This window comes from Rhodoluna sp. (assembly GCF_024639375.1).
Lineage (GTDB): Bacteria > Actinomycetota > Actinomycetes > Actinomycetales > Microbacteriaceae > Rhodoluna.
Genome location: NZ_JAHEIM010000014.1, coordinates 19,302 through 41,404 on the forward strand (window position 1 = coordinate 19,302; position 22,103 = coordinate 41,404).

General features: G+C 53.6%; 23 protein-coding genes and 1 rRNA gene. 21 read left to right on the forward strand and 3 right to left on the reverse strand.

Annotation, left to right across the window (positions count from 1 at the left end; genetic code table 11):
• Positions 1-2: 2 nt before the first annotated feature.
• Positions 3-1,511 carry a GTPase HflX gene (gene hflX, locus Q0L28_RS05915; RefSeq protein ID WP_296632904.1) on the forward strand — a complete coding sequence of 503 codons (1,509 nt, stop codon included), beginning with the start codon at positions 3-5 and terminating at the stop codon, positions 1,509-1,511.
• On the opposite strand, the gene lexA is transcribed toward hflX, so the two are convergent.
• A complete protein-coding gene (lexA, locus tag Q0L28_RS05920; RefSeq protein ID WP_296632908.1) occupies positions 1,508-2,197 on the reverse strand; it encodes a transcriptional repressor LexA in 690 nt (229 codons plus the stop codon). The two genes, hflX and lexA, sit on opposite strands and share 4 nt — an antisense overlap.
• Positions 2,198-2,393: 196 nt before the next feature.
• On the opposite strand from lexA, the gene Q0L28_RS05925 reads away from it, so the two are divergent.
• The 6 genes from Q0L28_RS05925 (at position 2,394) to Q0L28_RS05950 (ending at position 6,804) form a co-directional block, all read left to right on the forward strand.
• Positions 2,394-2,720, forward strand: coding sequence for a LysM peptidoglycan-binding domain-containing protein (locus Q0L28_RS05925; protein ID WP_296632910.1), 327 nt, complete (start codon positions 2,394-2,396; stop codon positions 2,718-2,720).
• Between the two features lie 175 nt (positions 2,721-2,895).
• Positions 2,896-3,987 carry a histidinol-phosphate transaminase gene (locus Q0L28_RS05930; protein ID WP_296632912.1) on the forward strand — a complete coding sequence of 364 codons (1,092 nt, stop codon included), beginning with the start codon at positions 2,896-2,898 and terminating at the stop codon, positions 3,985-3,987.
• Positions 3,988-4,038: 51 nt separating this feature from the next.
• The gene (gene hisB, locus Q0L28_RS05935) at positions 4,039-4,638 is read left to right on the forward strand and encodes an imidazoleglycerol-phosphate dehydratase HisB (RefSeq protein WP_296632915.1); all 600 of its coding nucleotides are present in this window, start codon (positions 4,039-4,041) and stop codon (positions 4,636-4,638) included.
• Positions 4,638-5,267: an imidazole glycerol phosphate synthase subunit HisH gene (gene hisH, locus Q0L28_RS05940; protein ID WP_296632960.1), complete on the forward strand. Its 630-nt coding sequence runs from the start codon at positions 4,638-4,640 to the stop codon at positions 5,265-5,267. Before hisB ends, hisH begins: the two co-directional genes overlap by 1 nt.
• 17 nt (positions 5,268-5,284) lie before the next feature.
• The gene (gene priA, locus Q0L28_RS05945; RefSeq protein ID WP_296632916.1) at positions 5,285-6,016 is read left to right on the forward strand and encodes a bifunctional 1-(5-phosphoribosyl)-5-((5-phosphoribosylamino)methylideneamino)imidazole-4-carboxamide isomerase/phosphoribosylanthranilate isomerase PriA; all 732 of its coding nucleotides are present in this window, start codon (positions 5,285-5,287) and stop codon (positions 6,014-6,016) included.
• A 2-nt stretch (positions 6,017-6,018) separates the two neighbouring features.
• Positions 6,019-6,804 (forward strand): SseB family protein, encoded by a 786-nt coding sequence (locus tag Q0L28_RS05950; RefSeq protein WP_296632919.1) that lies wholly within the window; start codon positions 6,019-6,021, stop codon positions 6,802-6,804.
• On the opposite strand, the gene Q0L28_RS05955 is transcribed toward Q0L28_RS05950, so the two are convergent.
• Positions 6,797-7,135, reverse strand: coding sequence for a DUF1844 domain-containing protein (locus tag Q0L28_RS05955; protein ID WP_296632921.1), 339 nt, complete (start codon positions 7,133-7,135; stop codon positions 6,797-6,799). The genes Q0L28_RS05950 and Q0L28_RS05955 overlap by 8 nt on opposite strands.
• Positions 7,136-7,366: 231 nt before the next feature.
• Between Q0L28_RS05955 and infC the strand changes: the two genes are divergently transcribed.
• The 13 genes from infC (at position 7,367) to tyrS (ending at position 21,093) form a co-directional block, all read left to right on the forward strand.
• The gene (infC, locus tag Q0L28_RS05960; protein WP_366843589.1) at positions 7,367-7,963 is read left to right on the forward strand and encodes a translation initiation factor IF-3; all 597 of its coding nucleotides are present in this window, start codon (positions 7,367-7,369) and stop codon (positions 7,961-7,963) included.
• A 15-nt stretch (positions 7,964-7,978) separates the two neighbouring features.
• Complete coding sequence (gene rpmI, locus Q0L28_RS05965) at positions 7,979-8,173, forward strand: 50S ribosomal protein L35 (protein WP_296632925.1); 195 nt, start codon at positions 7,979-7,981, stop codon at positions 8,171-8,173.
• Positions 8,174-8,236: 63 nt separating this feature from the next.
• Entirely contained in the window at positions 8,237-8,620 is a 384-nt protein-coding gene (rplT, locus tag Q0L28_RS05970) for a 50S ribosomal protein L20 (RefSeq protein ID WP_296632928.1), read from the forward strand.
• Positions 8,621-8,625: 5 nt separating this feature from the next.
• Entirely contained in the window at positions 8,626-9,426 is an 801-nt protein-coding gene (locus Q0L28_RS05975) for an RNA methyltransferase (RefSeq protein WP_296632931.1), read from the forward strand.
• A 26-nt stretch (positions 9,427-9,452) separates the two neighbouring features.
• Positions 9,453-10,493, forward strand: coding sequence for a phenylalanine--tRNA ligase subunit alpha (gene pheS, locus Q0L28_RS05980; RefSeq protein ID WP_296632934.1), 1,041 nt, complete (start codon positions 9,453-9,455; stop codon positions 10,491-10,493).
• A complete protein-coding gene (gene pheT / locus Q0L28_RS05985; RefSeq protein WP_296632937.1) occupies positions 10,493-13,015 on the forward strand; it encodes a phenylalanine--tRNA ligase subunit beta in 2,523 nt (840 codons plus the stop codon). The genes pheS and pheT overlap by 1 nt, the downstream gene beginning before the upstream one ends.
• A gap of 32 nt (positions 13,016-13,047) precedes the next feature.
• On the forward strand, positions 13,048-14,106 hold the full coding sequence (argC, locus tag Q0L28_RS05990; protein WP_296632939.1) for an N-acetyl-gamma-glutamyl-phosphate reductase: 1,059 nt from the start codon (positions 13,048-13,050) through the stop codon (positions 14,104-14,106).
• Complete coding sequence (gene argJ, locus Q0L28_RS05995) at positions 14,106-15,257, forward strand: bifunctional glutamate N-acetyltransferase/amino-acid acetyltransferase ArgJ (RefSeq protein ID WP_296632942.1); 1,152 nt, start codon at positions 14,106-14,108, stop codon at positions 15,255-15,257. The genes argC and argJ overlap by 1 nt, the downstream gene beginning before the upstream one ends.
• Positions 15,257-16,147 carry an acetylglutamate kinase gene (gene argB / locus Q0L28_RS06000; RefSeq protein ID WP_296632944.1) on the forward strand — a complete coding sequence of 297 codons (891 nt, stop codon included), beginning with the start codon at positions 15,257-15,259 and terminating at the stop codon, positions 16,145-16,147. The genes argJ and argB overlap by 1 nt, the downstream gene beginning before the upstream one ends.
• A 17-nt stretch (positions 16,148-16,164) precedes the next feature.
• Positions 16,165-17,088: an ornithine carbamoyltransferase gene (argF, locus tag Q0L28_RS06005; RefSeq protein ID WP_296632947.1), complete on the forward strand. Its 924-nt coding sequence runs from the start codon at positions 16,165-16,167 to the stop codon at positions 17,086-17,088.
• Between the two features lie 98 nt (positions 17,089-17,186).
• On the forward strand, positions 17,187-18,383 hold the full coding sequence (locus tag Q0L28_RS06010; protein WP_296632950.1) for an argininosuccinate synthase: 1,197 nt from the start codon (positions 17,187-17,189) through the stop codon (positions 18,381-18,383).
• The gene (gene argH, locus Q0L28_RS06015; protein WP_296632953.1) at positions 18,383-19,792 is read left to right on the forward strand and encodes an argininosuccinate lyase; all 1,410 of its coding nucleotides are present in this window, start codon (positions 18,383-18,385) and stop codon (positions 19,790-19,792) included. Before Q0L28_RS06010 ends, argH begins: the two co-directional genes overlap by 1 nt.
• A gap of 2 nt (positions 19,793-19,794) precedes the next feature.
• Positions 19,795-21,093, forward strand: coding sequence for a tyrosine--tRNA ligase (gene tyrS / locus Q0L28_RS06020; protein WP_296632956.1), 1,299 nt, complete (start codon positions 19,795-19,797; stop codon positions 21,091-21,093).
• A 41-nt stretch (positions 21,094-21,134) separates the two neighbouring features.
• Here tyrS and Q0L28_RS06025 read toward each other — a convergent pair whose 3' ends face one another.
• Positions 21,135-21,431: a DUF1905 domain-containing protein gene (locus Q0L28_RS06025; protein WP_296632959.1), complete on the reverse strand. Its 297-nt coding sequence runs from the start codon at positions 21,429-21,431 to the stop codon at positions 21,135-21,137.
• 555 nt (positions 21,432-21,986) lie between these two features.
• Between Q0L28_RS06025 and Q0L28_RS06030 the strand changes: the two genes are divergently transcribed.
• Positions 21,987-22,103: ribosomal RNA gene (locus Q0L28_RS06030) — 16S ribosomal RNA — on the forward strand; the annotation flags it as partial.

Sequence of the window (22,103 nt, forward strand, 5' to 3'; positions counted from 1 at the left end):
GAATGAGCGACCGCCAATTCGATGAGGATGAGGCGCCGACCTATGAGCACGGAAGCTCGCGTGGCGACGAGGTAATCAACCGTATTTTGCGTCGCGGTGCGGCGGCCATTGGCTCTGATGACACCCACGGTCATTCATCATCCGACGGCGACCAATTTGACCTTGAAGATCGTTCGGCTCTTCGACGTGTAGCCGGCTTATCAACCGAACTTCAAGACATCACCGATGTTGAATATCGCCAGTTGCGCCTCGAGAAAGTGATTCTCATCGGTCTCTGGGGCGAGAACACTTTGCTCGATGCCGAGAACTCACTTCGTGAACTTGCAGCCCTGGCCGAAACCGCGGGCGCCACCGTGCTCGACGGCTTGTTGCAGCGCCGTGCGCATCCAGACCCGGCCACGTATCTTGGCAAAGGTAAAGCTGAAGAGCTCAAGACCATGGTTGCTGCCTACGGAGCCGACACCGTGATCGCCGACACCGAGTTGGCCCCGAGCCAACGCCGTGCCCTCGAAGATGTGGTCAACGCCAAAGTGATTGACCGTACCGCAGTGATTCTTGACATTTTCGCGCAGCACGCCAAGAGCCGTGAGGGTAAAGCTCAGGTCGAACTGGCTCAGCTCGAATATCTTTTGCCTCGTCTGCGAGGTTGGGGTGAATCAATGTCACGTCAGGCCGGTGGTCAGGCCGCCGGTGGTGTGGGTATGGGTTCACGCGGCCCTGGTGAAACCAAGATTGAACTCGACCGTCGTCGCATCAACACCCGCATGGCAAAGTTGCGCAAGCAAATCGTCGCCATGAAACCTGCACGCGAAACCAAGCGTGCCAACCGCAAGCGCAACGCGGTGCCAGCAGTTGCAATCGCTGGCTACACCAACGCCGGCAAGTCTTCGCTTCTCAATAAAATGACCCAGGCCGGTGTGCTGGTTCAGAACGCGCTGTTCGCAACCCTTGACCCAACTGTTCGCAAGGCAAAAACTCCGGATGGTCGCGACTACACGCTTGCCGACACCGTGGGTTTCGTGCGTAATCTTCCGCACCAACTTGTTGAGGCCTTTAGATCAACGCTGGAAGAAATTGCCGACAGCGATTTGATTGTTCACGTGGTCGATGCGTCACACCCAGATCCATCTGGGCAAATTGCCACCGTGCGTAATGTAATCGGAGAAGTTGGCGCCAGAGACATTCCTGAATTGATCGTGTTCAACAAAATTGATCTGGCTGATGACACGCATCGAATGGCGTTGCGAGGAATGGAACCAAACTCGATTGCCGTCTCGGCTCGCACCGGCGAAGGCATGGATGAACTCATGCAAACCATCGCCCGGATGTTACCTGAGCCAAACGTGGAGATTGCGGTGCTGATTCCCTATAACAGGGGAGACCTGGTTAGTCGTTTGCACTTGAACAGCAGAATCATGGTTTTGGATTACCGCGACAACGGCACATTCGTGCGCGCAATGGTGAAACCAGAACTAGCAGCTGAACTCGCTGCCTTTCGCGTAGTTATTTAAACAGACCTAAGCACTGCAACAACCTTGCCCAAGATCACAGCGTGATCACCCGGGATAGGTGCAAATGCAGAGTTGCGTGGCAACAACCAGGTGTGACCGTCTTGTTGCTTGAAGGTCTTAACCGTGGCTTCGTCTTCTAGCAGTGCAGCAACGATGTCACCGTTTTCGGCGGTTTGTTGCTGACGAACCACGACCCAGTCACCATCGCAAATAGCGGCATCAATCATTGACTCGCCAACAACCTTGAGCAAGAACAAATCTCCCTTGCCAACCAATTGGCGTGGCAGTGGAAAAATCTCCTCAACGTTTTGTTCGGCGGTAATTGGGCCACCGGCTGCAATGCGACCAATCATCGGCACCATTGCTGCGTCGCCAATCGGGGTTGGGTTATCCGAGGCCTCGCCTCCGGTCGCTTCCCATCCGGGGAGTTCAATCAAAACGTCGATGGTGCGTGGGCGCTGCGGGTCGCGGCTAATGTAGCCGGCAAGTTCAAGTTGGTTTAGCTGGTGGCTAACGCTGGCGGTAGACGAGAGACCCACCTCTTCGCCAATCTCACGCATGCTGGGCACATAACCGCGGTCTGCTTTTGAGCGCTGGATGGCCTGCAAGATGCGTTCTTGCATTGGGCTCAAGCTGCTGGCACGACGGGTTTGACGTTTGGCATCTAGTTCAGGCAGGTCACTCATGGCTGGCCCTTTCGATAAATGTCGGTGCCCCTCGATTGACTAGAGCAACTATCGAAACTGTATTCGCCCAAAAGGCAGAAATCAAACACATTTTCGAAAAAGTCGCAAAAAATCATTGCAAAATGTCCGAGTTTGTTTGTATTGTTGTTTTTAGGCAAACAAGTGTTCGAAACAAAAAGTCGAAAAGGAGCCAGAAATGTCAGCACAGGTAGTTCTAAGCAAGTCAGGTCGCAGCTTTGTTCGCAACGCCGTAATCGCGGCGGTTGCCACTGCAAGCGTGCTGGGTTTCGTCAACGGTTTTGGCGCCACGGCTTTTGGTGCCAACTCGGCAGCCGCAAACTCAGAAGCCAGCCAAGTGAGCTTTCAGTACATCACCGTTCAATCTGGGCAGAGCCTTTGGTCACTGGCTGCAAAACACGCAAATGGTGCTGACCCTCGCGACTGGATCGCGCAGGTTGTTAGTCTGAACGCTCTCACCTCAGCAGAAGTTCAGCCCGGCCAGCGCATCGCACTGCCACAGTAATGTTCTGCTTTGCGCAAGCGCGACAGCAGTAATATTTCTGCTTTGCGCAAGCGCGACAGCAGTGAAATCACTTGTTTTCCCAACCCGTGCCACGGTTGGGAGGGTTCGTTTGTCCCCATACAACCGAATCACCCCCTTCAGCAGGCCTCGCTTGCTGAAGGGGTAACCTTTATCCGTGGCTAATCTCGAAGATCTTCCCCTGCGCAATGACCTAAAAGGTCGCAAACCCTATGGCGCCCCGCAACTGCATGTTCCGGTAGCACTGAACGTCAACGAGAACACCCACCGCATTCCAGAAGACGTTGCGGTAGACATCATTGCCCGCCTGGCCAAGGCCGTGTTGGACATCAACCGCTACCCAGACCGAGAATTCATTGAACTTCGTGAAGCTTTGGCAAAATACTTGGATGCCGATCTAACTGCAGACAACATTTGGGCAGCCAACGGTTCAAACGAGGTGCTTCAGCACATCTTTCAGGCCTTCGGTGGCCCGGGTCGCAAAGCTCTTGGCTTTGGCCCTACCTATTCGATGTACGCCTTGATTGCTCAAGGAATGGCCACCGACTATGTCGATGTGGCTCGCCTTGACCGCTATGAACTCACCCCAGAGCGCATTCGCGTGGCGATTCTCGAGCAAAAGCCAAACATTGTCTTGCTTTGCTCACCAAACAACCCAACCGGAACCCCGCTGAGCCTCAGCTGCATTGAGGCTGCCTATGAGGCGGTATCCGAGGTCACGGGGGGAATCGTTGTGGTTGACGAGGCCTATGCCGAGTTTGCTGGCGACACCGAAATTTCGGCAATTTCACTTTTGCCAGGTCGCGAGCGACTGCTGATTAGTCGAACCATGAGTAAAGCGTTTGCTTTCGCCGGAGCCCGAGTTGGCTACCTAGCTGCCGACCCAGCAGCAATCGATGCCCTCAGGCTCGTGCGCTTGCCATATCACTTGAGTGCCTTCACTCAGGCCGCCGCACTTGGCGCACTTGCGCACTCGGCAACTATGTTGGCCACCGTCGATGACATCCGTTATCAGCGCGACCGCATTGTGGTTGGTCTCAAGGAACTCGGCCTAGACCCCTTCCGATCTGATTCCAACTTCGTATTGTTTGGTGGATTGCAGGATCCAGATGCGGTTTGGCAGGCGCTACTTGATAAGGGCGTATTGGTTCGCAACGTGGGCATCCCGGGAACACTTCGTGTGAGCGCCGGCACCGAAGCCGAGACCACTGCGTTCTTGCAAGCACTGCGCGAAGTCTTAGCCAACTAGCCGTTCGGTAAGATTGGCTAATCACAAGTCGCTTTTGCGAAAGGTAATCTCATGAGCCGTTCTGCTTCGTTGCAGCGCCGCACTTCAGAGTCATCAATCGAGTTGTCAGTCAACCTCGATGGCTCTGGTCGCGCCGACATTTCTACTTCGGTGCCATTTTTCGATCACCTGCTAAATGCATTCGCAAAGCACTCACTAATCGACCTTGGCGTTCGCGCTACCGGTGACACCCACATCGATGTGCACCACACCGTTGAAGACACCGCAATTGTTTTGGGCCAGGCAATCAAGCAAGCCCTTGGCGACAAAGCCGGCATTGGTCGCTACGGCGATGCAACAGTTCCTTTGGATGACGCTTTGGCGCGCGCAGTGGTTGATGTTTCTGGTCGCCCATACTTGGTGCACACCGGAGAACCCGCTGGTTTTGAATTTCACCTAATCGGTGGTCACTTCACTGGCTCAATGGTGCGTCACGTTTTTGAGGCCATCGCACTGAACGCTGGAATTACCGTGCACGTCACCGTGCTCGACGGTCGCGACCCACACCACATTGCCGAAGCTGAATTCAAAGCTTTCGCTCGTGCGTTCCGCAAAGCAGTTGAAAAAGATTCTCGCGTGGAGGGCATTCCTTCAACCAAGGGCGCTTTGTGATTTCACCGCGCGTAGTCGTTTTGGATTACGGCAGTGGCAATGTGCACTCGGTGGCGCAAGCTCTTGAAGTAGCTGGCGCAAATGTTGAACTAACTGCTAGCCGCGACGCAGTGCTTGCTGCCGATGGTTTAGTTGTGCCTGGCGTTGGTGCGTTCACTGCAGTTATGCAACAGTTGAATGCAGTTAAAGGCGGAGACCTAATCGATCAACGATTAATTGCTTCAAAACCGGTGCTCGGAATTTGCGTTGGTTTGCAAGTGCTTTTTGAACACGGCGTTGAGCACGGCATTAATACTGAAGGTCTTGGTCAGTGGCGTGGCATAGTTGAAAAACTTGACTCACCGATTTTGCCTCACATTGGTTGGAACACAGTTGAGCCACCTGCCGATTCAAAACTTTTTGAGTCAATTGCCGAGGAGCGTTTTTATTTTGTGCACTCATACGCGGTGCAGAACTGGCAATACGACGGGCTTGGTCCGATTCCGTCGCCTAAACCAACCTGGGCAGAGTATGGTGCTCGGTTTGTTGCTGCGGTTGAACACGGGCCACTTTCTGCAACACAATTTCACCCAGAAAAATCAGGTCAGGCTGGCATTAAATTGCTGAGCAACTGGCTAAACACTTTTTAGAAACAGAAAGAAATCACATGGCTAACTATCTTGAACTTTTGCCTGCCGTCGACGTTGCCGATGGCAAAGCAGTGCGCCTAACCCAAGGCGAAGCAGGCTCAGAAACTGACTACGGCAGCCCACTCGAAGCGGCACAAACCTGGATCAACGCTGGCGCCGAATGGATTCACCTAGTTGACCTAGACGCGGCGTTTGGTCGCGGCGATAACCGCGCGATTATCCGCGAGGTAGTCGATGCATCTTCGTCGGTGAAGATCGAACTTTCTGGTGGCATTCGTGACGACGCATCGCTAGAGGCGGCGCTTGAAGCTGGCGCAACTCGCGTGAACCTTGGCACCGCTGCTCTTGAAAACCCAGAGTGGACCGAGCGAGTGATTGCAAAGTTCGGCGACGCAATCGCAGTTGGTCTCGATGTGCGTGGCACCACGTTGGCAGCCCGCGGATGGACTCGCGAAGGTGGCGATCTTTGGGAAGTGCTTGCGCGTCTTGAAGCTGCCGGCTGCGCGCGTTATGTGGTTACCGATGTGACCAAAGACGGAACTCTGAAGGGCCCGAACATCGAACTTTTGCGCGAGGTAATGCAGCGCACTTCAAAACCAGTCGTCGCATCTGGCGGTATTAGCTCGCTGCAAGACATCACTGACTTGCGCGCACTTGTGAGTGAAGGCCTTGAAGGTGCAATTTTGGGCAAGTCGCTTTATGCCGGCAAGTTCACTTTGCAAGAAGCATTGGCAATCGCAAGCGCCTAAACATGCACAGTCACGACAACGAGCACATCAATAAAGATCGGTTCGCCGATTCTGCCGGTGTGCCTTGGGCGGGACGTTCTTTCAGCGGGAACCCATTTTCTAATGATGACGGTTCAGCGCGACCAGAACTCATTAAAGCGATCGAAGAATTTCACAACACCGGAAACGCTTCGCAGGTTTTTGTTGAGTTTGCAAAATCTCGTTTGTTAATTCCATTGCTTGCCAGCCTGGGAGAGTCGGGCGAAGGCGCACACGGCCAGACCGTAGATAAAAGCGCTGACCTATCAATCGTCACGGTCGAGACTCCGGATGGCCAAACCGGCCTGCCAGTTTTCAGCAGCGTGGAGACCATGAAGCGTTGGAACCCTATCGCAAGACCCGTGCCAAGCGATGCGATTCGTCTAGCTCTTGCTGCAGCAAGTGAAGGAAATACCCGAATCGTTTTAGATCCGGGTTCGCCAACCGAATTTGCATTTCGGAGAAACGCAATAGCCGCGATGGCACAACAAAAAGATTGGGTGCCACCGCAGTTCGATGAGCGAGTAATTGCTGCCATCGACGAGGGGGTTTCGGTTAGCGAACCTATCGAAGGCATAGAAGTTGGCAGCGCCGACCCACATTCACGCTTGGCCGGTGCTGAAGTGAAAATTGAACTTCAAGTTAAACGCGGTCTGGCCAAAGATGAACTTGAACAGGTTCTGCACCGAATTACATCTAATTGGGCTGCCAGTGAGGTCATAGCGTCGTCGATTGATTCGATGACCCTTGTGGTCAAACCAGTTAATTAACCGGGCCGGTGAACTTTTCGCCTGGTCCGGCGCCCGGCGCATCCTTGATGGCCGATGCTTCTCTAAAAGCCAATTGCAAAGAACGCAGGCCATCGCGAAGCGGGCGGGCGTGGTGGTCGCCTAGGTCGGCTGCCGAAGCGGTGATCAAACCAGCCAGCGCAGTAATCAATTTGCGCGCCTCATCAAGGTCACCCTTTGCGCCATCTTCGCCAAGCCCGCACTGCACAGCAGCCGCACTCATCAGGTGAACTGCGGTTGTGGTGATGACTTCAACGGCCGGTACCTCGGCGATGTCTCGAACCTGATCGGCAACGTCTTTGAATTCAGCCAAGGGGCTTCTCCTTTTGTGTTCTTTCTGTTAGGCTAACCCATGGCTCCGAGGTTCGTCCTCGGTCAGAAGTGGATTCATTTCCCACCCGCGACTACCGATTCTGTGTTTTCCAAAACGCAAAGGTGGCCGGGTAAAGCTTTGAAACTTACGTTTCTGCACGCATCTAGGCTCCCGCCTGTGCCGTGGCCACTTATGTCACGTCAAGAGGAGTAACAGATCAGCGATCCCCGTATCAATGAGCGCATCCGCGTGCCAGAGGTTCGCCTCGTGGGCGCACAAGGTGAGCAAATTGGCGTTGTAAAAATTGAAGATGCCCTTCGCATGGCGCAAGAGCAAGACCTAGACCTAGTCGAGGTTGCCCCAACTTCAAAGCCACCGGTTGCAAAGCTGATGGACTTCGGCAAATTCAAATATGAAGCTGCCCAAAAAGTTCGTGAAGCTCGCAAAAACCAGGTCAACACCATTCTTAAGACCGTTCGTTTCGGCCTAAAGATTGATGACCATGACTATGGCACAAAGCGCGGTCAGATCACTAAATTCCTCAAAGCCGGCGACAAGGTCAAGGTGATCGTGGTTTTCCGCGGTCGCGAGCAGTCCCGCCCAGAAATGGGCATCAAGATGCTTCAGAAGCTTGCCGAAGAAGTAGCTGAGTTGGGTGCCGTTGAATCGAGTCCTTCGATTGATGGCCGCAACATGGTTATGGTGATTGGCCCGCTAAAGAACAAGGCTGACGCTAAGGCAGAAGCCAAAAAAGCGGCTGACAAGGCAGCGAAAGCTGCAACCAGCCCAGCCCAGCCAAACGAGCCGGCAGCACCAGCTGCCGAGTAACAACAGGAGATAGCAATGCCAAAGCAGAAGACCCACTCGGGCGCCAAGAAGCGTTTCCGCTTTACCGGTAGTGGCAAGATCATGAAACAGCAGATCAACATGCGCCACAACCAGGAGCACATGTCAAACCGCCGCAAGCGCCGTTTGAACGTTGACCAGGTCGTCTCACCAGCCGACTTCAAGACCCTCAAGAAACTTCTCGGAAAGTAATCCCGACCCCACAAATTCTGAAGGTGCCAAGGGGCATCACTCAGTAGAACTTAGGAGCAACAAATGGCAAGAGTAAAAAACGCAGTTAACGGTGCCAAGAAGCGCCGCACCGCGCTCGAGCGCGCCAAGGGTTACCGCGGTCAGCGTTCACGTCTTTACCGCATGGCAAAGCAGCAGATGCTGCACTCGTTGGTTTACGCATACAACGACCGCCGTGCACGCAAGGGTGACTTCCGTCGCCTATGGATCCAGCGCATCAACGCTGCTGCTCGCTCAAACGGCATGACTTACAACCGCTTCATCCAAGGTCTAGGCCTTGCTGGCATTGAGGTTGACCGTCGCATTTTGGCTGACCTAGCAGTGAACGACGCTAAGACTTTCGCAACCTTGGTAGCTTCTGCAAAGGCAGCTTTGCCAGCAGACACCTCGGCTCCAAAGGTTAAGTAGTCACAGTGCTAATCGATCCCAAGGCCAATAAGGTTCGCGGGGTTGCCAAGCTCACAAAGAAAGACGCCCGGTCATCGACCGGGCTCTTTCTGCTTGAGGGGCCCCAAGGTCTAAAAGAGGCCCTCGAGCGCCCAAAACTTATCGTTGAGTTGTTTGCAACCGAAGACGCTGTTGACCGTTATGCCGAGTTATTCGATCGCGCCGAGTCGGCTCGAATTGAAGTTCAGCTGGTTACCGAGCCGGTGCTCAAGGCTCTGAGCGACACCACCACACCGCAGGGTGTGGTTGCCGTTTGTGAACAACTTGATGTCACTCTTCAAGATGTCATCGATGCCAAGCCGCAGTTGGTTGCGTTGCTTGCCAACATTCGTGACCCTGGCAATGCCGGCACAGTGCTTCGCGCTGCCGATGCGGCTGGCGCTGATGCCGTAATTTTCAGCCAAAACAGTGTGGATGCCTACAATCCGAAGGTTGTTAGATCAACCACCGGCAGCCTGTTTCACTTGCCATTTGTTCTCGATGCACCAATCGCCGAGACTATCCAAGCCCTAAAAGCCGCCGGCATGCAGGTTTTTGCGGCAAACGGGGGAGGTCAGGCCATTCCAGATCTTCCTAAAGACACCCTGGCAAAGCCCACCGTATGGGTGTTTGGCAATGAAGCTTGGGGTTTCGAGCCCGAGACACTCGAGTTGGTAGACCAAGAGGTTGCCGTGCCAATTTATGGCGCTGCCGAATCGCTCAACCTGGCCACCGCGGCCAGCATCTGCCTCTACGCCTCGGCCTTCGCCCAAAATAACGGGCGCTAGCCAGCCAATCGGTAGACTGAGAGCCTATGTCTGCCGAAAATCCAATCACTCAGGCTGCCGTTGATGAGGCCGTCCAACAAGCACTTTCAGCTATTGCTGAAGCTGCAGACTTGGCTGCCCTAAAAGCATCGCGTGGCACCACCGTTGGCGAGCAATCCGCAATTGCTGCCCTAAATGCGCTGGTTAAGAACCTGCCAAACGAGTTCAAGGCACCATCCGGGGCAATGATTGGCAAGGCACGTGGCCAGCTAAATGCCGCGTTCGCCGAGCGCGAGGCAGCGCTTTTCGAAGCCGAAGAGCATGCCAAACTTGCCGCCGAAGCCGTGGATGTCACTGCCGCCGGCCAGCCGACCCGAATTGGCGCTCGTCACCCATTGAGCCTTTTGCAAGACCAAATTGCCGACATCTTTATTGGCATGGGCTGGGAAATTGCCGAAGGCCCTGAGGTTGAGAGCGAATGGTTCAACTTCGACGCCTTGAATTTTGATGAAGATCACCCAGCGCGCGCAATGCAAGACACCTTCTTTGTAGAGCCAGTTGAGTCGCACCTGGTGCTGCGCACTCACACTTCGCCGGTTCAGGTTCGTTCGCTTCTTGAGCGTGAACTTCCGGTTTATGTCCTTTGCCCGGGTCGCGTGTTCCGCACTGACGAACTCGATGCAACTCACACCCCGGTCTTCCACCAGGTTGAAGGCCTTGCGGTCGACAAGGGTTTGACCATGGCCGACCTTCGTGGCACGCTCGAGCACTTTGCTCGCATCATGTTTGGCCCAGATGCGCAGATTCGTTTGCGCCCATCATTCTTTCCCTTCACCGAGCCTTCTGCCGAGCTAGACGTTTGGCACCCGGGTGCCAAGGGCGGCGCTCGTTGGGTTGAGTGGGGCGGTTGCGGCATGGTAAACCCAAACGTGCTTCGTGCTGCCGGCATCGATCCAGAGGTTTACACCGGTTTTGCATTCGGCATGGGCATCGAGCGCACTTTGATGTTCCGCAACGATGTGCGTGACATGCACGACATGGTTGAATCCGACGTTCGTTTCAGTGAGCAGTTTGGAGTCACCCTCTAATGCGCGTTCCATTGTCTTGGTTGGCCGAATACGTCGACCTTCCTGCTGGTGCAACACCAGACACCGTGATGGCCGAACTCGTCAAGATTGGTCTTGAAGAAGAAGGCTCACACGCCTTCGACGTCACCGGCCCAATTGTGGTTGGTGAAGTTCTTGAGTTCGTCGAAGAACCACAATCGAATGGCAAAACAATTCGTTGGTGTCAGGTGCGCGTTGCACCTGAAGGTCACAAAGCTGCGGATGGCGGCGCCGATGTGCGCGGCATCGTTTGTGGCGCGAGCAACTTTGGAGTTGGCGACAAAGTGGTTGCTTGTTTGCCGGGTTCAGTGCTGCCAGGTGGTTTTGAAATCTCACCTCGCGAAACCTACGGCCACATCAGCGACGGCATGATGGCATCCGCACGTGAACTCACTTTGAGCGACGATCATGCTGGAATCATTCGCTTGAGCGAAATGGGGCTCGACCCTAAGGTTGGCACCGACGCTAAAGAAATTTTGCACCTTGATGAAACTGCCGCCGAAGTTAACGTCACTCCAGATCGCGGTTACTGTTTTTCTATTCGTGGCATCGCGCGTGAATATGCGCACGCAACCGGCACCGCATTCCGTGATCCAAAGAGCAACGCGTTCATCGAAGGAGGCAGCGGTTACGAAGTAACCATCGACGACGTTGCGCCAATTCGCGAGCGCAATGCAGTTGATCGTTTTGTTGTTCGCGTGGTCAAGGGCATCGATGCCACGCGTCCGACTCCGGCCTGGATGGTTGCCCGCCTAAAGATGGCGGGCATGCGTTCGATTTCACTTGTGGTTGACATCACAAACTACACAATGCTTGAGCTCGGTCAGCCGATTCACGCCTATGACTTCGACAAGGTTCGGGGCAATCTGATTGTTCGTCGTGCCAAAGCTGGCGAAACTCTAAAGACTTTGGATTGTCAGACTCGCAAGTTGCACATTGAAGATTTGGTGATTGCCGATAAGAGCGGCGCTATTGGTCTTGCCGGTGTTATGGGCGGCGAATCAACTGAGGTTAGTTCGGCAACAACAAACATTTTGATTGAGTCTGCTGTGTTCGATCCAATTTCAGTTGCACGCACAGCACGTCGCCACAAGCTGCCATCCGAGGCATCAAAGCGTTATGAGCGCGGGGTAGACCCACGCATGGCCGACAACGCAGCAGCACGTGTCGTGCAGTTGCTTGAGGTTCACGCGCATGGCGCAGCCGACGGTCTCGGTGCCGACATCAAGTTGGCCGCAGAGCCAAAACCAGTTTGGTTGCCGCAGAACTTTGCCACCGAACTAGTTGGTGTTGAATACACGGCCGAAGAAATCAAGGAAGTGCTCACCGAAATCGGCTGTGTAGTTGCAACTGTCTCAGATGGCTACGAAGTTAATCCGCCAACCTGGCGACCTGACTTGCAGCACAAAACAGATCTAGTTGAAGAAATCGCTCGCATCACCGGATACGACCGAATTCCTACTCGCTTGCCGATTGCACCTCCGGGGCGCGGGCTAACCGCAACGCAAAAACAGCGTCGCGCAATTGTGAATGCACTTGCCGGTTCTGGCCACGTTGAAGTTTTGACCTATCCGTTTGTTTCTACCGAGCAAAACAAAATGTTTGCCGCAGACGCAAAGCAGGTTGCCCTCAAGTTGGCAAACGCACTGCAAGAAGACGCCAACGAAATGCGTGTTTCACTTTTGCCAGGTTTGATTGATGCCGCTCGTCGCAACTTCTCACGCGGCCTAACCGATCTTGCAATCTTCGAAGAGGGTTCGGTGTTCTTGCCAGCCAAGGCGATTGGTGCAAATGCGTCGCTACCGGCTGGCAACGCCCGCCCAACAGCAGCTCAGCTAGAAGCTTTGGTGCAAACCATTCCTTCGCAGCCGCATCGAGTTGCTGGAATCTTCACCGGCAATCGTGTGCCGCAGCAGGTTGGTATTGCAGCAGTTGAATCAAGTTTTGAAGATGCCATTCACGCGGCTCGCATTGCGGCCAAGTCGATCGGTGTAAACCTTGAGGTCCGTCAGGCGACTCCGGTTAATTTCCACCCTGGTCGAAGTGCCGAGTTGTTCGTGACTCACGGAAAAGAAGAATTTGTAATCGGTGTTGCCGGTGAACTTGATCCGAAGCTTGCAATCGAAAACAATTTGCCACGACGCGTTGCAGCTTTTGAAATCAACCTTGATGTGCTTTACGAAGTTGCGCCAAAGGTGATTCAGGCTGCTCACATTGGTTCGATGCCGGCTGCTACTCAGGATTTGTCACTCGAAGTCGACCTTGCGGTTCCAGCGGCACAGGTGCTTGCAACCATTCAAGAGGGTGCCGGCGAATTGCTAGAACACATCGTGTTGGTTGATGACTACCGTGGCCCCAACATGCCGGGTGGCAAAAAGTCGCTCACCTTTGCGCTGCGATTCCGCGCCGAAGACCGCACGCTTACTCAGGTTGAGGCTTCAGAGTCTCGCGACGAGGCAGTAACTTTGGCACACGAGCGATTTGGTGCAACGCTCCGGGCATAACCCAACCGTTCACCAATCAAGACAGGATCAAGATGGCATTCTCAGTTGCTATTGCCGGCGCTAGCGGCAATGTGGGCGGAGAACTGTTGCGCCTGATTGCTGAACACCCGCAGCTCGAATTGAAAACCGTCACCGCAAGCAGCATGGTGGGGCAGAAGGTTTCGTCGCTGCATCCGCAGGTCGCAAAATATGCCGACGTGGTCTTCACCGAAAACAACGCCGAAAACCTAGCCGGCCACGACATTGTTTTCTTGGCGCTGCCGCACTCTAAATCGGCAGAGGTTGCGCAGTGGTTGGCTGCGGATACTCTCGTGCTCGACTGTGGTGCTGATTTTCGGCTTGAGAGCGAAGCCGATTGGCAAAAGTTTTATGGTGGCGATCATGCCGGCACCTGGACCTACGGAATGCCAGAGCTGCTAATTGGCGGCGACAAAAAACAACGCGAACTTCTTAGGGGCACCAAGCGAATCGCAGTGCCTGGTTGCAATGTGACTGCAATTACTTTGGGTCTTGCGCCTGCACTTCAAGCCGGGCTGGTTGAAACCACTGACATCGTTAGTGTTCTCACCGTTGGCACTTCTGGTGCTGGTCGCGGTGCCACCGAAAAACTATTTGAAGTTGAACCAACCGGTTCGGCAAACGCTTATCAAGTTGGTGGCATTCACCGTCACACACCTGAGATTGAGCAAAATCTTTCCAAGTCAGCTGGTGCACAAGTGCAGGTTTCGTTCACTCCGGTTTTGGCTTCAATTGAGCGTGGAATTTTGGCTGTGAACACCGCAGTGCTCAAGCCTGGTGTTGACATTGCACAAGTAGCAAAGGCCTACAAGGCTGCCTACGGCAACGAACAATTCATCAATGTTTATCCAGCCGGCGAATTTCCGAGCACTGCCGACACCATCGGTGCAAATAATGCACTAATTGGTTTGGCCGTTGATGAGCACGCGAACCGTTTGGTTTCGGTTTGCGCAATCGACAACTTGGTCAAAGGCACCGGCGGTGCTGCGATCCAGTCAATGAATATTGCACTCGGATTACCTGAGCAAACCGGCCTCGAATCAATCTCACTTTCAAAGAATGGCTCAAGCTAATGACAGTAACTGTTGCAAAAGGTTTTGTTGCCGGGGCAGTGCATGCGGGCCTAAAGAAATCAGGCAACCTCGATTTGGCTCTGGTGGTCAATCAGGGTCCGCTAAATGCAGCTGCCGTTGTCTTCACAACCAACCGCTGCCAGGCCAACCCAATCATCTGGTCAAAGGAAGTAATCAAAGATGGCCAGGTGTCTGCAATCATTTTGAACTCAGGTGGCGCTAACTGCTACACCGGTGCGCAAGGTTTTCAAACCACCCACGCAACTGCCGAGAAAGTCGCCGAGCTGCTTGATGTTTCTGCAGGCGATGTTTTGGTTTGTTCAACCGGCCTCATCGGAGATCAACTCGATCGTGAAAAACTTCTTGCCGGCACCGCTGCTGCTGCTGCAGCACTGGGCAGCAATGGCGCAATTGCTGCAGAGGCAATCATGACCACCGACTCAAAACCTAAGACTGCTCAGTTCACTCACCCCGATGGTTGGTCAATCGGCGGCATGGCAAAGGGTGCGGGAATGTTGGCGCCGGGTCTGGCAACCATGCTGGTGGTAATCACTACCGACGCAGTCATCGACAGCAAGTCACTTGATGTTGCGCTTCGTGCATCAACCCGTGTCACCTTCGATCGACTTGACTCAGATGGCTGCATGTCAACCAACGACCAAGTCACCGTCATGGCTTCAGGTGCAAGCAACGAAACCCCAACTCAGGATGACTTCACTGCTGCGCTCACCGAAATTTGTTTGTCACTTGCAACTCAGCTTCAGAAAGATGCCGAGGGTTCGTCGCACGACATCACCATCACGGTTAGTGGCGCAGCATCCGAAGAAGACGCCGAAGAAGTTGGCCGTTCTGTTGCTCGCAACAATTTGTTCAAAGCAGCTATCTATGGCAACGACCCAAACTGGGGTCGCATATTGGCTGCGGTTGGCGTGACCAAAGCTGCGTTTGATCCATACGACATCGACGTCGCAATCAACGGAGTTAGTGTTTCGCGCAAGGGCCAGCCAGACCAACCGCGCGATCTAGTTGATCTCACTCCGCGTGCAGTGGCAATTTCTATCAACCTAAATGCCGGCAACCACAGTGCCGCCATTTACACCAACGACCTAACTCACGAATACGTCACCGAGAACAGCGAATACTCAAGCTAATGATTCCTGCAGAAGAACGAGACCAAGCGTTAGCCGCCATCAAGGCTGGCACGCTCATAGAGTCATTGCCGTGGCTAAAGCAGTTTCACGGCAAAGTTGTGGTGGTTAAATTTGGCGGAAATGCAATGGTCGACGAGGCACTGCAAAAAGCTTTTGCCGAAGACATGGCATATCTGCGTTGGGTTGGCATCAAACCTGTAGTTGTGCACGGCGGCGGTCCGCAAATTTCCGCAAGGCTTGCCGAGCTAGGCATTGAAAGCGAATTCCGCGGTGGTTTTAGAGTGACCACAGACGAAACCATCACGGTGGTTCGTGATGTGTTGCGCAATCAAATTTCAGCAAAGCTTGCCGAGCTAATCAACGAGGCTGGCGCCGAGACGGCAATCATGTCGGGTGAAGATTCGAACCTTTTCCGCGCAGATAAAACCACGCTTGACTCCGATGAAGGTCCAGTCGACATCGGCCTGGTTGGCGAAGTCACCACCGTGAATCCGCGAATCGTTTTCGAAGCTCTCGAGGCTGGTCGCATTCCAGTGGTTTCCACAGTGGCACCAAGTGCAAATGGTGAATTGCTAAATGTAAACGCCGACCTTGCCGCAGCTTCACTTGCTATCGCACTCGGTGCAGAAAAACTTATGGTGCTTACCGATGTACCTGGTCTCTACAGTGACTGGCCAAATAAAGACTCGATGGTTTCTGAAATCACGGCTGCTGAACTTGAAGAACTGCTGCCGTCACTTGAATCTGGAATGATTCCGAAGATGCAGGCCTGCCTAAGCGCTGTAAAGGGAGGCATTCCTCGTGCTCACGTTATCGATGGCCGCACACCGCACAGCATCCTGCTCGAAATTTTCACCGTTGCCGGCTTTGGCACACTGGTTCTTCCATAACAGAGAGACGCATAAAAATGGTTCGCCACTTTTTGAAAGATGATGACATCACTCCGGTCGAGCAGGCTGAGATTCTTCGTCGTGCATTGCAGCTCAAGCAAGCTCCATATTCAGTTCGCCCGTTCGAGGGGCCAAAGACTGTTGCGCTCATCTTCGACAAAACCTCAACTCGCACCCGCGTTTCTTTTGCCGTGGGCGTTAGTGACCTCGGGGGAGCACCTCTAATCATCGACAGCCAGTCGAGCCAGATGGGTGCAAAGGAATCGATCGCAGACACAGCTCGCGTGCTTGGTCGTCAGGTGGCACAGATTGTCTGGCGCACCTACGCTCAAACCGGCCTCGAAGAGATGGCCAATTACGCCGGTGTGCCAGTCATAAACTCCCTGAGTGACAGCTACCACCCGTGCCAAATTCTTGCTGACCTGCTTACCGTGCAAGAGCACAAGGGCCAGCTCGCTGGATTGAAGTTGGCCTATGTTGGCGACGCAAGCAACAACATGGCCAACAGCTACCTAATTGGTGGCGCAACCGCTGGTATGCACGTGGCGGTGGCTGGCCCGGCTGGCTACTTGCCAGACCCAGGCATTGTCACTCGCGCCGAACTGATTGCGGCAAAAACCGGCGGCTCAATCGAAATTCACGGCGAACCTCATGCAGCAATTCAAAACGCCGATGTAGTCGTCACCGACACTTGGGTGTCAATGGGTCAGGAATCCGATAAAGAACAGCGTCTTCGCGATTTTGCCGGCTACACCATCGATTCAGCTCTGATGGCGCAGGCCAAACCAGACGCAATTTTCATGCACTGCTTGCCGGCATACCGCGGATACGAGGTTTCGGCCGAAGTTCTAGATGGCCCGCAGTCAGTAATTTGGGACGAAGCCGAGAACCGACTTCACGCACAGAAGGCTCTGATGGCCTGGTTAGCAGAGCAGGCCTAAGCAGCACCAGCTTCACCGGTCCGGCCGCAATCCGCTTGTCGAACTAAGATTGAACACATCCCAGCGCTGATTTCTTCAGCATTTATTTAAGGAGCATCATGGCGGAACGCGTAGTCCTCGCTTATTCCGGCGGCCTAGACACCTCGGTGGGCATTGGCTGGCTAAAGGACGCAACTGGCAAAGAGGTTGTCGCAATGGCAATCGACGTTGGCCAGGGCGGCGAAGACATGAACGACATCCGTCAGCGTGCACTCGATTGTGGCGCCGTTGAGTCAGTTGTTATTGACGCTAAGGATGAGTTCGCCAATGACTACCTAATGCCTGCGCTCAAGGCCAACGCTCTGTACCAGAAGCGCTACCCACTAGTGTCTGCACTTTCACGTCCGTTGATTGCAAAGCACCTAGCACTCACCGCACAGCAGCTTGGCGCTAACAGCGTTGCTCACGGTTGCACCGGTAAGGGCAACGACCAGGTTCGTTTCGAAGCTTCGGTTGCAGCAATCGATCCATCACTTACTTCTATCGCTCCAATTCGTGACCTTGCACTTACTCGTGACAAGGCAATCGAATATGCGGCGAAGCACAACCTGCCAATCGCGCAGTCAAAGAAGAGCCCTTACTCAGTTGACCAGAACGTATGGGGTCGCGCGGTTGAAACCGGTTTCCTAGAGGACCCTTGGAACGCACCGATTGAAGACCTCTACACCTACACCCAAGACCCAAACGTCTTCCGTGAAGCAGACGAAGTAGTCATCAAGTTTGAACAAGGTGTTCCGGTTGCAATCGATGGTGTTGCTTACACGCCAATTCAAATCGTCGAGAAGATGAACCAGCTTGCCGGTGCTCACGGTGTTGGTCGCATTGACATTGTTGAAGACCGTTTGGTTGGCATCAAGAGCCGCGAGATTTACGAAGCACCTGCCGGCATCGCGCTAATCAATGCACACGAAGATCTAGAGAACCTAACTCTTGAGCGCGAGGTTAATCGCTTCAAGAAGGGCATCGAAGACAAGTGGGCAACTTTGGTTTACGAAGGACTTTGGTTCTCAGATCTAAAGCGCTCGCTTGATGTGTTCATCGATCACACCCAGCAATACGTCACCGGTGAAGTTCGTTTGAAGTTGCAGGGTGGCCGCGCGGTTCCAACTGGTCGTCGCTCACCTGAGTCACTTTACGATTTCGATCTTGCAACTTACGACACTGGCGACACCTTCGACCAGTCATTGGCCAAGGGCTTCATTGAACTTTGGGCATTGCCAAGCAAGATCTCTGCCAAGCGCAACCTGAAGCACTAATGACTAGCCAGGGTTCAGGTTCAAACGCACTTTGGGGCAGCCGCTTTGAAGGCGGCCCGTCGGATGCGCTCGTTGCGCTTAGCCGCTCGGTGCACTTTGACTGGCGCCTGGCTAACTACGACATCGCAGGTACACGCGCGCACATCAAGTCATTGCTTTCTGCCGGTTACCTAACCACAGCAGAACACGAAAAACTTGATCGCAGTTTGGTTGAACTTCAAGACCGTGTGAACCAAGGCAGCTTTGTTGCAAAGCAATCTGACGAAGATGTTCACTCGGCGCTTGAGCGAGGCTTGATTGAAATTGCAGGCGCCGAACTAGGCGGCAAGGTTCGTGCTGGTCGCAGCCGCAACGATCAAATTGCAACTCTCATTCGCAGCTACCTGCGCGATCAGGCAAACGTAATTGCAACATTGGTGACTGACCTGGTTGAGGTTTTGGTTTCTCGTGCAGAGGAGCACCTTGGTGTTGCAATGCCGGGTCGCACCCACTTTCAGCACGCACAGCCAGTGCAACTTTCACATCACCTGCTGGCACACGCGTGGCCTCTGGTGCGTGACCTTGAGCGTTTGCAAGATTGGTTGAAGCGCGCAAACTTGTCGCCCTACGGCGCTGGTGCGCTCGCTGGCAACACATTGGGTCTCGACCCAAACATCGTTGCGCGTGAACTTGGTTTTGTTGCACCAACTCAAAACTCAATCGACGCAACTGCAAGCCGCGATGTTGTCGCAGAGTTTTCATTCATCGCTGCACTAATCGGAATTAACCTTTCGCGCTTCGCAGAAGAGATCATCATCTGGGCCAGTGCCGAGTTTGACTACATCAAACTTCACGATGCTTACTCAACCGGTTCGTCGATCATGCCGCAAAAAAAGAATCCTGACATTGCAGAACTTGCGCGCGGCAAGGCTGGTCGTCTCATTGGTGACCTCACCGGTTTGCTTGCAACACTCAAAGGTTTGCCGCTGGCTTACAACCGTGACTTGCAAGAAGATAAAGAACCGGTCTTCGACGCCGTTGACACACTCACAGTTTTGCTTCCGGCATTCACCGGCATGGTTGCAACGCTCGAGTTCAACCGCAATCGACTTGAGCTACTTGCTCCGGCAGGTTTCTCGCTTGCCACGGATGTCGCCGAGTGGTTGGTGAAGCAGCGTGTTCCATTCCGCGACGCACACGAAATCACCGGCAAGTTGGTTTCTTACTGCGAGCAGCACAATCTTGAATTGCATGAAGTTCCAGACGCAGAGATGGCAGCGATTTCAACTCACCTAACTCCAGAGGTTCGTGACGTTCTAACTGTTGGTGGTTCAATCAAGGCTCGTGCCGGTGCCGGTGGCACAGCGTTGCCTCGAGTGCTCGACCAAATTGCTGCACTTCGCAAAATTGCACCGAAACGCGAGGCTTAATTTTGGCAACACCACAGGCGTTAGCATCCCAACACAATGACTCAACCTTCAGCGACATTCTCGAAGAGTTGCAGTGGCGTGGTTTGGTTGCACTTTCAACCGATGCCGATGAACTTCGCAAGGCCCTAACCAGCGGCAGCATCACTTACTACTGCGGCTTTGATCCAACCGCAGCCAGCTTGCACCTGGGCAACCTGGTGCAGCTGCTCACCATGCGTCGTTTGCAACTTGCCGGCCACAAGCCATTAGCGCTTATCGGCGGATCAACTGGGTTGGTTGGCGATCCACGCCCAACTGCTGAGCGCACGCTAAACACCAAAGAGACAGTTGCCGAGTGGGTTGAAAAACTTGGCGGCCAAGCCTCTCGCTTTCTTTCATTCGAGGGCCCAAACGCGGCTCGCCTGGTCAACAACCTTGACTGGACTGCTCCGCTATCGGCCATCGACTTCTTGCGTGAAATCGGCAAGCACTTCCGTGTGGGCAAGATGCTCAGCAAAGATGCCGTTTCGGCACGCCTCAACTCTGAGCACGGCATCAGCTACACCGAGTTCAGTTACCAAATCCTTCAGGGTCTAGATTTCCTAGAGCTTTTCCGTCAGTACGACTGCGTGCTGCAGACCGGTGGTTCCGATCAGTGGGGCAACCTAACTTCTGGAACCGACCTGATTCACAAGGTTGAGGGCAAGAGTGCCCACATTTTGGCCACCCCGCTAATCACCAACAGCGATGGCAAAAAGTTCGGAAAATCAGAGGGCAACGCGGTTTGGCTCGACGCCGACCTAACTTCGCCTTATGCCTTCTATCAGTTCTGGCTAAATGTCGAAGACGCCGATGTGGTCGATCGCCTCAAGGTATTTACCTTCCTTAGCCGTACCGAAATCGAAGATTTGGCCAAGCAGACTAACGACGCACCGCACCTGCGTGCCGCTCAAAAGCGCTTAGCGCTAGAGGTCACCACTCTCGTTCACTCGGCTCAGGCAGCTCAGGGCGCAATCGATGCCTCAGCCGCACTATTCGGCCAGGGTGATCTAGAGGCCCTAGACCCACAAACTCTGCAGGCAGCGCTTAGCGAATTGCCTAATACCAACGCCGTCAAGGGCACCGCAATCACTCAGCTTTTGGTTGATACCGGCCTGGTTGCCAGCATTTCTGCTGGTCGTCGCGCCATAGCCGAAGGTGGCGTGTACCTAAATAACGCAAAAATCGAAGATGAAGCAGCCACTTTGGATGCGTTGCTCCATGGCAAATTCGCTGTGTTGCGCCGCGGCAAGAAGACCTTGGCCGGCATTTTCACTGCCTAATCCGGGGGATTCAAGCGCCGAAAGGGCTCTACGCCCAACTTTTAGAAGTCAACCGTCTCTAAATGAACGGTCACTTTCGACCCCGCGGATAGCGCTTCTGCCTTACGAACAGCGGCTTTTACCGGCAAAATGTAGGCTCCAACACTGCTATCGGGGAATATAGAGGTGCGCCAGCTGGTCTTACCAATGGTCACATCAACCCGAACAGAACCGAATCCACGGCGCAGGGGAGCAGTAATTTCCTTAATTTCATCGGAATCCTGCTGATTTAATTTCAAAAAATGCCATGCGGATTCCGATTTCCACAGATAAATCAGGCTTTCAAACTCATAAATCATGTGCCAATTGTGTCCGGATTATGGCTAAAAAGCGGTCTTTTGCCCCTAAAACAGGCCAAAAATGAACTTTTTTGAAGAAATATCGAAAAAAACCCCAGGTGGATTTGACATGAACGTTACTTGAACGTAATGTTTTACCTGTTGCCCATAGCTTGGAAAAATCCGATGAGATTACCGGCTCAAGTGCAACCAATCAAAGAAATTAGGCAAAGCCTCTTGTAGGCCTTTGTTTTCGTCTCTAAGATTGTTCCTCCCACCAAAAAAGTTGTTGGCGTGTCAGGTTTGACAAGTCGCAAAAAGGTGGTAGGTTAGTGAAGTTGCTCTGTAGACGATCGAAAGAAAATCCGCAGAAGCATCCGATCCTTGAGAACTCAACAGCGTGCACAATGTCGATACCAAGAACCTCTTGGTTAGCTGGTTTACCAGCTGATGAAGAGAATTATTTGGATTAGACAGATTGTCAGACAATCTGATTTAGTCAGATCAAACTAATGCCCCCATTTTCCGGGGGTTTTGTAAAACTTGGAGTCAAGCTTGCTTGGTTCCTAAATTACTTTTACGGAGAGTTTGATCCTGGCTCAGGACGAACGCTGGCGGCGTGCTTAACACATGCAAGTCGAACGATGAAGCTGGAGCTTGCTCCGGTGGATTAGTGGCGAACGGGTGAGTAAC

Bases quoted from the DNA above. Each gene is read 5' to 3' on its own strand.
- argF (WP_296632947.1), top strand. From the start codon at position 16,165: ATGGTTCGCCACTTTTTGAAAGATGATGACATCACTCCGGTCGAGCAG.
- rpmI (WP_296632925.1), top strand. From the start codon at position 7,979: ATGCCAAAGCAGAAGACCCACTCGGGCGCCAAGAAGCGTTTCCGCTTT.
- argB (WP_296632944.1), top strand. From the start codon at position 15,257: ATGATTCCTGCAGAAGAACGAGACCAAGCGTTAGCCGCCATCAAGGCT.
- hflX (WP_296632904.1), top strand. From the start codon at position 3: ATGAGCGACCGCCAATTCGATGAGGATGAGGCGCCGACCTATGAGCAC.
- lexA (WP_296632908.1), bottom strand. From the start codon at position 2,197: ATGAGTGACCTGCCTGAACTAGATGCCAAACGTCAAACCCGTCGTGCC.
- hisB (WP_296632915.1), top strand. From the start codon at position 4,039: ATGAGCCGTTCTGCTTCGTTGCAGCGCCGCACTTCAGAGTCATCAATC.
- pheS (WP_296632934.1), top strand. From the start codon at position 9,453: ATGTCTGCCGAAAATCCAATCACTCAGGCTGCCGTTGATGAGGCCGTC.
- Q0L28_RS06010 (WP_296632950.1), top strand. From the start codon at position 17,187: ATGGCGGAACGCGTAGTCCTCGCTTATTCCGGCGGCCTAGACACCTCG.
- rplT (WP_296632928.1), top strand. From the start codon at position 8,237: ATGGCAAGAGTAAAAAACGCAGTTAACGGTGCCAAGAAGCGCCGCACC.
- argJ (WP_296632942.1), top strand. From the start codon at position 14,106: ATGACAGTAACTGTTGCAAAAGGTTTTGTTGCCGGGGCAGTGCATGCG.
- argH (WP_296632953.1), top strand. From the start codon at position 18,383: ATGACTAGCCAGGGTTCAGGTTCAAACGCACTTTGGGGCAGCCGCTTT.
- priA (WP_296632916.1), top strand. From the start codon at position 5,285: ATGGCTAACTATCTTGAACTTTTGCCTGCCGTCGACGTTGCCGATGGC.
- Q0L28_RS05925 (WP_296632910.1), top strand. From the start codon at position 2,394: ATGTCAGCACAGGTAGTTCTAAGCAAGTCAGGTCGCAGCTTTGTTCGC.
- Q0L28_RS06025 (WP_296632959.1), bottom strand. From the start codon at position 21,431: ATGATTTATGAGTTTGAAAGCCTGATTTATCTGTGGAAATCGGAATCC.
- Q0L28_RS05950 (WP_296632919.1), top strand. From the start codon at position 6,019: ATGCACAGTCACGACAACGAGCACATCAATAAAGATCGGTTCGCCGAT.
- argC (WP_296632939.1), top strand. From the start codon at position 13,048: ATGGCATTCTCAGTTGCTATTGCCGGCGCTAGCGGCAATGTGGGCGGA.
- pheT (WP_296632937.1), top strand. From the start codon at position 10,493: ATGCGCGTTCCATTGTCTTGGTTGGCCGAATACGTCGACCTTCCTGCT.